We start from the raw sequence: 12,411 nt of genomic DNA on the forward strand, positions 1-12,411 counted from the left end.
ACCATTAAAGACCTTGATGGGTTTTTCTGTCCACTTAAATGTTCAACTTAAATTTTACAATCTGCCAAACTAATTAACAATCGAGAAGACTATTACATATGCCATCGGAATAGTCATTTGAAAATTAGAACAGCCGTGCACATTTGATCCAGAATATTTATCTCGTTAATGACATTATAAATACCTTATAAAAAACGTCAAAAATATTCTGAAGTTCAAAATACACAAGTATGTTATTACCTATTTAAAATTGACTAATCAAAATCGCCCCCATTTGAAATATAGAAATAACTTTAAGTTGTGAAAAATTGTTTTTGAATGTTGCTGCCAAAGTACATTGAAAAAATAGTACAATGTATGGCACATTATCCAAGACGAAACATACCGTATAGCACAGCTGACCTTAAAATAAAATGGAATATCAGTTTTTACATTGCGTAACTATACCAATCTAAGTTAACATAGCCATTATCATAAGTAACGTTGTCACAGGCTTTTCAAGGCCTGTTTTTTGTTTGTGAAAAATGAAAATTCACAAACTTATTTTGAGCCTATTTTTAGTGTTCACAAAGTCGGCGTTTGCGATCATTTCACAAACCAACTCATTTTAGACCAGTTCATTTTTGCCATTATGATATATTGTTGAAAGCAAACAAGTTAAGATGGTGGCTATCTTGAATGGAGGTGGTGCTTATGGTGTCAAAACTGTAAACCCAGATTCTAAGAAAGGAGAGGCCTTGTGTCCGTATCGGATACATTACAGCTAATGATTAGCTTTGGGATGTTAATCCTATCGTTAATTACTTTAGTTGTTGTGTTGACTTAACTTAACTTTAACGAGTTAATGGGAGATGTTAATTCATGTCAAAGTATAGAAGAAGTTTTCAGTAAATACATGAACACTGAGGGATCAAATTTAATTCATCGAGGAATCAATCAATGCATTTGATAAAGATAATGAAAAAGAAGCTCGAAGGATTGCCACGGTCATTCGTGCGACTGCTCTAGACAATGCGGTTATGGAAAGCTTCTTTAAAATAAGCTTAAAGTTGAAATTGGGCCACTAAACAAGTATTCATCAGCTAAAGCGTTGATAGATGCCATTAACAATTGGATACTGTATTACAACAACACACGAATCCAAACAAAATTAAACGGCCACTCATCGGTAGAATACCGACAAATGGCCGCTTGATTAGCTAAAATATTTTACTTTAACTTTTTGGGTACACCACATAAGCGGGCTTTTTTTAGTCGTGGAACTTCTTTAATCCGGCTAGATATAATGAGCCACCAACGATTGCGACGATGCCACCAATCCAACCCATAAAGGGGACGAGGGCAATCGCACCACCAACAATCAGTAGGACACTTGGTGATTTTGTGAGGATTGGTGTCTTGTTAAATTTCACAAGACCAACAATACCCAAAACAAAAATAGCTACCTTCAATGCAAGAAAAAGCGCAATCATAACGTTTAACGTATTATCACTTATAGCCGAAGCGCTCAAAATGATCCAGCCCCCCAATAGCAGGATGATACCGCCGGCCAAACCAACAATCCCGTTAGCAATAGCTAATTTTTTCAACTTCATAGAAACTCCCCCTAAGAACCTTTTAATGTGGATGTTCAGCACATGAGGCATTTGCTGAAGGCTTTTTAAGTGGTCAGACAGCAAAGATATGTATGCCCGAATGGGCCTATAATTATGAATTTTACTGTTCTAATATCGAGTTATATTGCTCTGACCATTTACTTTTTTCTTCGAGCCAAACATTTTTTGCAGAATTCATTTCGTCAATTAAAAGTTGTTTATCGGATTCTGATGTAGTAGGATCTTCTGATGTATATTTATCATGATATATAGTTGTTGCATAGTCTTTAAAAGCAATCAAATAACTATTTAAAGCATTTGAATATGCTACTAGTTTATCTTTATCCTCTTTGGTGTAATCTCTATCTGGCTTGTAAGCTAACTGTTTGGCATCATCAGCTAATTTTTGGACGTTTTTTAACGCATTCATTATTCCGTCGATTTGATATGAGGCGCTTGGATTATTACTTGTTGGGTCAAAATCAGCTTTTTTTAAAACTTCATTTTCAATATTTTCATAATTTTCTTTCGGCATAGTAGAAACATCTGCTTTAAGATTAGCTAACGAAGTTTGACTATCAGTGCTAAAATTACTAATCGATGATGATGATGATGAATATACCCCAGATGAGGCAATTTTTGGGGAAGCATCATAACTATCATAACTGTCAGACGAACTAGTCTCTTCAGTAGTTGCTTCTGGCGTGTAATCTGATGAGTTTTTTGTAACAAGACTTACAAAAATGATCAAGCCAAGTAAGATTAAAGCCATCACGATAATTCCGTGTTTGTGGCGTGCTTCTTTGTTTTTCATTGCATATATTCTCCCAAAGCCTTTTAATGTGGTTGCTCAGCACATGTCGCGTCTACAAAGAGCCTTTTAACGTGTTGCCCAGCACGCGTTACTTTTAAAAATTAGTTAATACTGCAATGGTAAATTCATGTCAAAAAATTTTTGACAAAATGTTACTAAATGAGCAAGTAGAAAAAGAATGAATATTTCAAAAACGCGTAAAGTGATTTGCTATCGTTGTGTGTTAAAGTTATGATTTGCAAAATATGTATCACACAACAGCCTTATTGAAAAAATTGTCAAAATTTACATACCTAGTTATTTTATACACTTACACTGACATGAAAGAGGATATGTTGTGTAATCTATATTGATTTTACAGATCACGGTGTTTGATATGTACTCCCAAACGGGCATGTATTACTGCGTAACGTTTAATTCCCAACTGTAGCCGTGCTTTTTGTCGCCGTGGTCGACCAGGTAGCCCGTGACTTCAGCAGTCTGACCAACGCTATAATTCTTAAGATCGTTGTTTGGATCGTTAACGACAACAACGAAGGCTTTTTGCTTTGTGTCCCGAACGTTGGCTGGCATTTCCTCCACTGGGACATATAGGTAGAGGTCGGTTTCTTCAGCTACTGGTTCGATCACTTGACCCTTAATGGTTGTTTTCGTTGTCTCGACGTCGGCCTTTTGATAATAAGCCAAATACTTTTGCTTATCTTGTGCATAGAACGTTTTCAAAAAGGTAACCATATCACCAGACTTTAGCGCCGCTTTTAATTTTGCAACGACAGCGTCGTCAACTGGTTGCTTTGCGGTGCTTGATTTGGCTGTTTGATGCACGTTTTGCGCGTTATTAGCCGTTTCTGGTGTTTTAACGGTCGCGACATAGACAATAATTGCGACAGCTGCTAGTAACAGCCAAAGCCACGTTTTCCGATTAATATGCTGGTTTTTCGCAAATCCCCAAATCAGAAAAACGATAAAGGCAACAACGGAAATAATAAAAACTAATCCTGAAAGTGTTGAAATCATATGCTCCCCCAAGCTTTTTATTGTGATTGCTGATCATATCACTTTTTTATTTGCCACATATTAATTTTATAATCATTGAAAAAAACGGTCAATATTTTAGCTGAAAATCGTCGTTCTAATGCGTGAATGTATTGTCAGACAGCGTATTTGATGATATTATCGTTTTTGTAAATAAAACGATGGGGAGAAGTTTTATGAAGAAGATTATCGTAATCGTCATAACAGCGATTGTAGCACTCGCAATCGGCGTGTTTATCGGGGCAAAAATGATGACACATCGATTAGATAACGATGCTGACAAGCACGTTGCAAGACACGCCAGTCGATCAGATAAGGCAGTCGTGAAAAACATTAACCAAACGCAGAGCAATGACAACTGGAATGTCACACTTAACCGTGTTAAGACTGAAAAGGTGAAGCGGTCAGCACATGATCGTGATATGTTTGATGTCAGCTCTGAAATCAAAAACCTATTGCCAGAGAAATTCTATAAGACAACGGTTGAAGCAACACTTGAAAATAAAACGGATCAAGATATCCGCGGAAGTCAATTAAATGGGAAGTATACCTTTATTGACGGTAACGGGAATGCGCGATCAGCAGCAGGGGAAACGTTAGATTCTTATACGAATGTCCGACCAGCAGCGATTGAACTATTCCCAGCAAAGTCAAAAACAAAGGTGAAATTTGTCGTTTTGAGTGACAAAAATGACTTCAAGTCTGATGGTATTAAAATCGCACTACCAGATGTTGCCAAAGATGGGTCACAAAATGAATCTTATACTGGCGGCACATTCTACTTCAACAAGTAACCACGCAGCAGCGTTATAATAGCAAAAAGCGTCAATCTGACTAGTCAGATTGACGCTTTTTTTGAATTAAGATGATGTTTAAGGTGTGATAAACTAAGTATAATTTGCGTCATCAGGTGAACTATGGTATTCTTATTAAGTTAGCTCAGTGATTTTGCGATCACCATATTTCTTTTATCTAGATTGAAATATATTCCAGGGGCTGATGTACATAGCAATACAACAGTTAAACGCCGATTTTGGCGTTTTTATTTTGCCGTAATAAGTGAACAAACAAAAAAGCGTTAGTCGCGATAAGGCGGCCGACGCTTTTTTACTCAGGTTAAACTGACGCTTAACCAAGTCGTGAACTTACTTCTTTTCTGACAAAAGCTTAACGATTTCTTGCAAGTACTTTTCAGTCTTTGTATCTTCAACTTCTGCTTCTTTAGCAGACTTCTTGTTCATTGTGTTGAAGACTTTAACCATCATGAAGATTGCGGCTGCAATAATCAAGAAGTTGATGATAGATTGCAAGAACAAACCATAAGCAACAGTTGCTGTGCCAACTTTAATCGCAAGATTTGAGACATCAATCCCACCAATCAAAATGCCAACAAGGGGCATGATGATATCGTTAACCAGTGACTTCACGATCAAACCGAAAGCGCCACCAATGACAACGGCAACGGCAAGATCGACAACGTTCCCTTTAAAAGCGAACTCTTTAAATTCTTTCCACATAATATATTATCTCCTTTTTTCTATTATATCACACAACAAACGTCTGTATAAGTCGATAAGGGGCGTGAAAATATGCACAATAAGCCACAACGGCCAACATTAAAATGATGGCCTGTTCGTATCAGGCTGAATAATACTTATCTGTTTCGAGTCAAATGAGAAAATAGTATAATAGAGGCGTTGGAAAAAACAGTGACAACGCTGCAAAAAAATTTTTAAAACTGAAAGGATGTTGATCGTCATTATGTACGCAAAACGCTTTATTCAACTCTTTGTGATGTTTTTAGTCGCAATATTTATCGCCCTATTCGTTGTTATTTCCCTTGGGATTCAAGGTTATTTGGCGCAGGCGCTCGTGTTAACCGTTGTGGGCTATATTATCTTGGTGATGCCACTCACGGCATTAACGATTATGAAGCAACGCAAGAAGTTCAGTACGAGTACTAATGCAACAGCCGATAATGTGTTTCAAAATGCGCTCAACATGCTGGACAATATTCTTGTTTTATCAACGGTTTCGGCCGATAACGTCATCAGTGCCAGTGTGATCACGTTTAAGCAATCAAGCACAGCTGAGAATGTATTTTATATTGTAACAGATAAGACAACCGCGCGCGTGCAAAATATCAAAGCGACGCACACGGCTGCCATCACGACGTGGTTTGACAAGCAAACCGGCACTCGCGTGAGTTCAAATGCCGTGGATGCATTGGTAATTGCTGATGAAGATGTTAAACAGGTGGTGGCTGCCCATCCAGAAATTAAGGCGTTATCTGAAGATTTCAATCATAACGCCATTATTCAATTGACGCTCCGCTCAGCATTAGTTGAATCATTCAAGACTAGTCCGACAGTGGTTGATTTTCAAGCATAACTAAAACCACGATTGCTGTGGTGTACCCCGAAAGTTAAAGCAACTTTCGGGGTTTTTAATTGTATCATGATGGTAAATAGGTGTTGTATTTTGTTTGACAATCATTTTATTCAGTGTCAAGATATAGAGTAAGCAACGGGAGGGAAGACGATGTTAACGAGTTATAAAGAGTTTTGGACGAAAATTTTGACTTGGAATGCGACGGCAACCAGGTCACAATACTGGATCCCAGTGATCATTAACTATTTTTTGGGTGGTCTTTTAGTCAATGTGATTGAAAAATTGCAAGGTCACGAGCTTGGCGATATTTATAATATTGCTGATTTAACGACAAATACGACCGCACAAGTCATCTATTTATTGGTTTGGGTTGCCACATTAACGTTAAAGGTTCGTCGTTTACACGATACCAATCATAGTGCAGGGTGGATCTTGATTCAATTTGTGCCAATTATTGGTACGATTTGGTTCTTTGTACTCATGGTACTACCAACAACACCAGAATCACGCTGGGTCATTAATCAATCACGTGTTTAAATAAAAGCGCCAATCGGCGCTTTTTGTTTTGGGATGACACTGCAGTGGTGACATGGCGCAAGTGACTTGTATCTCATTGCAAAAAGGGCTAGTATAGATATAGCGCTTATTATGATAAAATTCGCGTAATATTTAGTAGAGATAAAATAAAAAAGGCGGATATATGTTACCAATCAAGCAGATTTTACACAAATTATTACATCATCCAAATATCATGCCATGGGTGTTTGTCGGGATCATGGTGGCAGTAATGTCCAGTTATAATACAATCATTCGTTATGGTTTTTCAGAAAAAATGTTATTGCGGGTAGCGATTGTTTATCCATTTGTTGTGATGTTTATCTACTATTTGCGGACTTACGTGTCGTTGCCCATTGCCATGATGTTACATCGATATTTTCCAACAATTCTGACTAAAAATGTCCCTAAACATGTCAGTGTTACGGTACTTGTCATTACTTTTAACGTTTCGGTTATGATGGTGTGGTTTACGGAAATACATCGACAATTATACCCGCATTTTATTTCGGGTTATGTCGGCAATTGGGCCAAAACTTTTTTTGTTGCGATACCGTTATACTTTTTTATTGTCCGGCCAATCACTTTAAAACTGTTTAACAAGTTGAAACAAGCGCATCCAATATCACACATTGTACCGCTGGAAAATCACTAAAAGTTGGCATACGATAAGCTGATATCAATTTGATATAAAATTTTGATAAAGGTTTGACAATTTTGGTGGGGATGTGATAAATTATTCTTGTAACGTATTGGTTACGTTAGCCCAGTACATGACGTCCACGTCTGTTGAAACACATAACACACACTTTAACATAAAATTAGCAATATTTTCCCGAGAACAAACGCTATACTTTTAGTCTACTCAATTCGGATAGTGTGCTGGGTTTTATTTTCCATATTAAAAAGCGCCACGGTTAGTCCTATACTAGTCGGGGGCTTTTTTTGTAGGTATTTATGAGAGTGTTTAAGCATAAAGGTTAGAAAACCACATCATGCTGTCATATTTCGCGTGTTGACGTTGTGCCTGTGGTATATTTTAGCGAAGGGGGGAATGACAATGGCAAAAAACAAAAAAGATCTCTTAACAGTATTGGCACAACTATCGCTTAATCCAGCGGAGCAAGTGGTTGTGGATCGAGTGATCGAGCGGCTCAAAACAACGCATGACAATGTAGCTATTGTGCTGGGTTCATTAGAAAGCGGGTTTAGACGACTGGCATTAGAACAAAAACTGTCGGAACAAGGGTTGGCGTTTTTTACTGAACTCCAAAAGCCTGATTTTGCCCGAGACAACGGGATTATGTGGTCGATGTGGCTGAGCAACATACACTGAGAACGGATGCACCAGTATCAAGATAATAGCGCGAATTCCAGCGCTTTTTATTTTGCATCAAAAAAGCATCATCTGAAATGATGATGCTTACAGGCTAAAAGGCTGAACGACCGGTTTCGACACCGATTTTAAAGCCATGGATAAAGTCGGGAATTTCATTGAATAAAAATGATACCACGATGGCTACAAATAGTATCGTTAGCCAGGTTTGTTGCTTACGCGTTAGCGTATTAAAAATTGGCCGCAAGGTGATAAATGATCCGATGGCACTGACGATAATGATAAGACTAATAAAACTAAGTGTAAATTCTAACATAATTCCCCCTAAATACTTATTTAAAAGTATAGCATAAAAAGCGCCGCAGTCAAACGCTTAACATTTTACCGAAGGAATAGCAGTTGAGGTTTTAATGGCACGGACATTATTTATAAAACTTTAACCATAAAAAATACAGCAGTCCAAGAATAACAACGACGGCCGCAACACCATAAATCAACATAAATAGCCATTGGACTTGGTGGATACCGTATTTAAAAAAGTAGTTCATAATCATCCTTTCAATGATGACACATGCGTTAACATGCAGTGATCGACATAACGCGATTATTTAACCGATATATTGTCATTTAAGCATAACATTTATACGACGTAATTGCAGGGAAAAGCTTTACCCAGCTTGACATAAGGGGATATTTTTATAATTTTGATAAAGGTTTGACAATTTGTGGGATGATATGATAAATTATTTTAGTAACGTATCAGTTACGCTATCCCAACACATACATAATATTTATTTATTACTGATCATTGTTGAAAACAACCAGCGTACTTCTTTGCAATATTTAAGCGTAGACTAACATAATGTTTTTTGTAAAATGCATACTCCAAATTAATGTAAGTGTTGGGATATGGAGAGAAGGTAAGTCATGATTTACAGCGCCTGTAAGTCATGACTTTTTTGTATTATTTAAGTCAATCCAAAAAGACTAGCGTTAAGCTAGTCTTTTTTCTAATGCACTGCTGGTGCCAGACAATATCTGGGCAATCTCACTGGCAAAGGCCTGTCGACTGATGGGTCGTAATTTTTTAACATACGGGATACCGTCTAAATGTGACAAAATGCGTCCTAGGAAATACGAGCTCAACCGTACTTTGTCAAAAATAATCCCTGGATAAACCATATACGCGCGTTCGGGTAAAAGGGCGTGCATCCGCGTCTCGACGGCTCTTTTTGCTTTGAGATAGGGCGCCATGAAAAATGGCCCACCATTTGCCGAGATAAAAAGCAATTTCGCGTGTGGCGCGGAAACCAAGGCATCGATGAGATATTTGGCAGGTGCATAACTGCTGTTGTGATAATTTTGTTTTTTAATTGGGTTGGGGAACAAGATACCGACCGCGTCAATCACCCAATCAGCATCTTGGATGATTGCTAACACACTTGGTGTATCAGACAAATCGACGACGTGGTAAGTTGTTTTGTCATTAGTGTGGGGGTGGTACACGTGGCGGGACAAACTATGAACGTCATATTGTGTTGGATCAAGTTGCTGGATGATGCCTTGACCGACAAATCCTGTGCCGCCAGCAATGACAACTTTTGTTTTCATCATTGTAATTTCCATATCTGATAGTTATTGCCCATTAGTGGTTAAGTCATTATACCTGATAACGCAGTGGGAAAGTGTGTGAGTTGGCGATTCGGATAGGCCAATTAGACATCAAATCATATTGTAATTGAGATGAATAAAACTGATTCGTACAATTGTTCGGGAATTAAAAAATATCTTGGTAATATTTTCCTGAAAAATAGATATTTATGTGCCCATTTGACTAAAAAAGGCGTATGATGAAAGGTAATGTTAGTCTATATATCACAGAATTACGGAGGATTGCAAGAAGTATGAGTTTAGTTGATGAATTGGTTGCGGTTGTTGGCAAGAAGAATGTCATCACGAATGCCGGGAAGACGTTACGTTTTCGTAAAGGTTATCGTTCAGGACATGGTGATGCCGTAGCAGTGGTTTTCCCAACCAGTCTCATGGCCATGTGGCGTGTATTGAATGTTTTGCATGAGCATAACATCGTGATTATTATGCAAGCAGCCAATACAAGTTTGACAGAAGGGTCAGTCCCAGCACCTGGTTATGATCGCCCAGCTGTGGTTGTCAACGGCATGAAAATTAAGGATTTGGAACTGATTAATCATGGGGAACAAGTTTTGGCCTTTCCGGGCACAACGCTTTTCTAGTTGGAGAATGCTCTGCGGCCATTAAATCGTGAACCGCATTCGGTTATCGGTTCATCAAATCTCGGTGCCTCAGTCATTGGCGGCATTAACAACAATTCTGGGGGTGCCTTGATTCGTCGTGGACCAGCCTATACTGAATTATCACTTTATGTCTGGATTGATGAAAACGATGAGATGCATCTAGTGAACCATCTTGGCATTGATTTGGGTGATACACCTGAAGAAATTATTACCAATTTGGAAAATCGCAACTTTGATTTAAACCAAGTGCCAGCAACTGAGCATCACGGCTCCATGCACAATCATGAACAGGTCGTTCGTGATGTCGATTCTGATCAACCGATTCGTTACAATGCTAATCCAAAAGAATTATTTGAAGTTTCCGGTTCTGCCGGGCACGTTGCCGCATTAGCGGTCCGGCTAGATACCTTTCCCAAAGATGAGACCACACAGGTCTTTTATATCGGGACCAATAACCCAGATGAATTAGAAGATATTCGGCGTCATATCATGACGCATTTCAAATCTTTACCAGTGTCTGGTGAGTATATGCATAAAACAGCCTACGAACTCGCTAAGCAATACGGGAAAGATTCGTTAATTGTGATTGAAAAAATCGGGACTGGCCACTTACCACAAATGTTTGCCTTGAAAGCGTGGGGGGAACGTTTCTTAAAGCATGTGCCATTCTTTAAGCCTTATTTCCCAGATCGGTTATTGCAAGGCGCCAGTCATCTTTTCCCCAATCAATTACCAGAACGCTTAGAAGCGTACCATGACAAGTATGACCACTATTTGCAACTTAAAATGGCTGGGGATGGGATTGCTGAAGCACGTGAGTATTTGGCGTCATTCTTCCCAACTCAGGATGGGGATTATTTTGAAGCGGATGCGAATGAAACCAGTAAGGCAGAGACACACCGCTATGTGACGGCTGGTGTGGCGATTCGTTATCAAGAACTCAAACAAGACACCATCGACATTTTGCCATTAGATATTGCCTTTGCCAGCAATGAATATCATTGGTTTGAGCAGTTACCAGCTGAAATCGAAGAGAAAATTGCTTATAAAATCTACTATGGTCACTTACTCGATCATGTGATGCATCAGGATTATATCTTGAAGCCTGGGGTCGATGCTCATGCACTCAAACAGGAAATGTTAAAAATTTTGGATGCTCGTCATGCAGTGTATCCGGCCGAACATAATGTCGGCCACTTGTATCTCGCAGCACCCGCATTGGTGGATCACTATCGTAAAAACGATCCAACTAACAGCTTTAATCCCGGTATTGGGCAACAATCAATGTCTAAGTATTGGGGCGAGTATTAATAACGCTAAAAGGCGCAACTGGATAATCTGGTTGCGTTTTTTTGTGTTTATTTTTAGGCAAATTAAGTGCATCAGCAACTTTTAGTTTTGTCAATATTGGTATACTTAGCACTTAAAATCACAAGAAAAAATAGCATATAAAAACATTTCTATTGTGATATTTCATCTGCGTTTGATTTATAAAAATTGGAAATTTATTCGTATAAATATTGGTATACCAACATTTGTTAACACTTACATTAAGTGAGTGAAAGTCATTTTATACCTTTTGGAAATGAATAAGATTCAATTGACTATATGGAGAAAGGACGCTACTTTATTAAAGCTGTGTGAATGTAATAACATAAAATAGAAAATAAGGCTATATGAAAATCAACAAATTAGTGGTTGTCCTGGCAGTCACAGCAATGACCCTTATGGGTGGGAAAATATTGGCAGATTATGCGGGGTGGACAGGAAGCGCCTCGATGAATCAGATCAAAGGCATTATTGATCAGTTGGATAGTAAGTTAACCGTGCAATCTCAAGAGATCTCAAATTTGACACACCAAAATAATGAATTCCAGAATCAGTTAACGTCTGATCAGAACGATGTATCAAATTACAAAACGCAAGTAGCGCAATTGCAAGGCGACTTGCAACGAGCAAATGATGATAAACAAAAAGAAATTCAACAAAAGATTGACGAAATTAATCAAAAAATTGCGGAAGGCAACCAGAGAGTTGCGGATAAACAAAAAGAATTAGATGGTATTCAATCTCAGCTGAATGATGCCAATCAGAAGGCGAACCAAACTCAGGCACAATTACAAACTGCACAAAACGATTTGCGTGATGCAAATACCAAGGGAAATCAGTTACAGGGTCAACTTGATAACGCAACCCAAGATGTGCAGCAACTTGATCAGTATGCGCAAAGCGTTTTGAACAAGCACCAGAACTAATAACGGGATTGCACGCACAGCATCGAGAGATAACGATGGTTTCTCGATACATATGGGGTCAACAACGGGGATAAAAGACGCAAATAAGGACGTCTTTTATTATTTTGATAAAGGTTTGACAATTTAATAACGCATATGATAAATTATTCTAGTAACG

General features: G+C 38.3%; 14 protein-coding genes and 1 pseudogene. 9 read left to right on the forward strand and 6 right to left on the reverse strand.

Annotated elements, in window-relative coordinates:
* Window positions 1-766: 766 nt before the first annotated feature.
* Together IE039_RS08525 and IE039_RS08530 are read left to right on the forward strand one after the other, a co-directional pair.
* Entirely contained in the window at window positions 767-826 is a 60-nt protein-coding gene (locus tag IE039_RS08525; protein WP_229782849.1) for a putative holin-like toxin, read from the forward strand.
* A gap of 228 nt (window positions 827-1,054) precedes the next feature.
* The gene (locus IE039_RS08530) at window positions 1,055-1,195 is read left to right on the forward strand and encodes an IS3 family transposase (protein WP_189428936.1); all 141 of its coding nucleotides are present in this window, start codon (window positions 1,055-1,057) and stop codon (window positions 1,193-1,195) included.
* Between the two features lie 55 nt (window positions 1,196-1,250).
* On the opposite strand, the gene IE039_RS06570 is transcribed toward IE039_RS08530, so the two are convergent.
* The 3 genes from IE039_RS06570 to IE039_RS06580 form a co-directional block, all read right to left on the reverse strand.
* Entirely contained in the window at window positions 1,251-1,595 is a 345-nt protein-coding gene (locus IE039_RS06570) for a hypothetical protein (protein ID WP_019041555.1), read from the reverse strand.
* A gap of 121 nt (window positions 1,596-1,716) precedes the next feature.
* Window positions 1,717-2,409: a hypothetical protein gene (locus tag IE039_RS06575; protein WP_010005681.1), complete on the reverse strand. Its 693-nt coding sequence runs from the start codon at window positions 2,407-2,409 to the stop codon at window positions 1,717-1,719.
* Window positions 2,410-2,808: 399 nt separating this feature from the next.
* On the reverse strand, window positions 2,809-3,426 hold the full coding sequence (locus IE039_RS06580; RefSeq protein WP_010005682.1) for a hypothetical protein: 618 nt from the start codon (window positions 3,424-3,426) through the stop codon (window positions 2,809-2,811).
* 194 nt (window positions 3,427-3,620) lie between these two features.
* On the opposite strand from IE039_RS06580, the gene IE039_RS06585 reads away from it, so the two are divergent.
* The gene (locus tag IE039_RS06585) at window positions 3,621-4,238 is read left to right on the forward strand and encodes a hypothetical protein (RefSeq protein ID WP_095652781.1); all 618 of its coding nucleotides are present in this window, start codon (window positions 3,621-3,623) and stop codon (window positions 4,236-4,238) included.
* Window positions 4,239-4,589: 351 nt separating this feature from the next.
* On the opposite strand, the gene mscL is transcribed toward IE039_RS06585, so the two are convergent.
* The gene (gene mscL, locus IE039_RS06590; RefSeq protein WP_010003946.1) at window positions 4,590-4,961 is read right to left on the reverse strand and encodes a large conductance mechanosensitive channel protein MscL; all 372 of its coding nucleotides are present in this window, start codon (window positions 4,959-4,961) and stop codon (window positions 4,590-4,592) included.
* A gap of 244 nt (window positions 4,962-5,205) precedes the next feature.
* On the opposite strand from mscL, the gene IE039_RS06595 reads away from it, so the two are divergent.
* The 4 genes from IE039_RS06595 (at window position 5,206) to IE039_RS06610 (ending at window position 7,726) form a co-directional block, all read left to right on the forward strand.
* Window positions 5,206-5,835 carry a pyridoxamine 5'-phosphate oxidase family protein gene (locus tag IE039_RS06595; RefSeq protein WP_189428931.1) on the forward strand — a complete coding sequence of 210 codons (630 nt, stop codon included), beginning with the start codon at window positions 5,206-5,208 and terminating at the stop codon, window positions 5,833-5,835.
* Between the two features lie 150 nt (window positions 5,836-5,985).
* Complete coding sequence (locus tag IE039_RS06600) at window positions 5,986-6,372, forward strand: DUF805 domain-containing protein (RefSeq protein WP_010000682.1); 387 nt, start codon at window positions 5,986-5,988, stop codon at window positions 6,370-6,372.
* 163 nt (window positions 6,373-6,535) lie between these two features.
* Window positions 6,536-7,045 (forward strand): DUF2798 domain-containing protein, encoded by a 510-nt coding sequence (locus IE039_RS06605; RefSeq protein WP_010003933.1) that lies wholly within the window; start codon window positions 6,536-6,538, stop codon window positions 7,043-7,045.
* Between the two features lie 405 nt (window positions 7,046-7,450).
* Entirely contained in the window at window positions 7,451-7,726 is a 276-nt protein-coding gene (locus IE039_RS06610; RefSeq protein ID WP_010003935.1) for a hypothetical protein, read from the forward strand.
* A 94-nt stretch (window positions 7,727-7,820) separates the two neighbouring features.
* On the opposite strand, the gene IE039_RS06615 is transcribed toward IE039_RS06610, so the two are convergent.
* Both IE039_RS06615 and IE039_RS06620 read right to left on the reverse strand, forming a co-directional pair.
* On the reverse strand, window positions 7,821-8,042 hold the full coding sequence (locus IE039_RS06615; protein WP_010003936.1) for a hypothetical protein: 222 nt from the start codon (window positions 8,040-8,042) through the stop codon (window positions 7,821-7,823).
* Window positions 8,043-8,719: 677 nt separating this feature from the next.
* A complete protein-coding gene (locus IE039_RS06620) occupies window positions 8,720-9,340 on the reverse strand; it encodes an NAD-dependent epimerase/dehydratase family protein (protein WP_229782848.1) in 621 nt (206 codons plus the stop codon).
* Window positions 9,341-9,630: 290 nt separating this feature from the next.
* On the opposite strand from IE039_RS06620, the pseudogene dld reads away from it, so the two are divergent.
* Both dld and IE039_RS06630 read left to right on the forward strand, forming a co-directional pair.
* A pseudogene (gene dld / locus IE039_RS06625) lies at window positions 9,631-11,310 on the forward strand (D-lactate dehydrogenase).
* A 365-nt stretch (window positions 11,311-11,675) separates the two neighbouring features.
* Complete coding sequence (locus tag IE039_RS06630) at window positions 11,676-12,254, forward strand: hypothetical protein (RefSeq protein ID WP_010003089.1); 579 nt, start codon at window positions 11,676-11,678, stop codon at window positions 12,252-12,254.
* The last annotated feature ends 157 nt before the right edge of the window (window positions 12,255-12,411 follow it).

This window comes from Leuconostoc lactis KCTC 3528 = DSM 20202 (assembly GCF_014651235.1).
Classification (GTDB): domain Bacteria; phylum Bacillota; class Bacilli; order Lactobacillales; family Lactobacillaceae; genus Leuconostoc; species Leuconostoc lactis.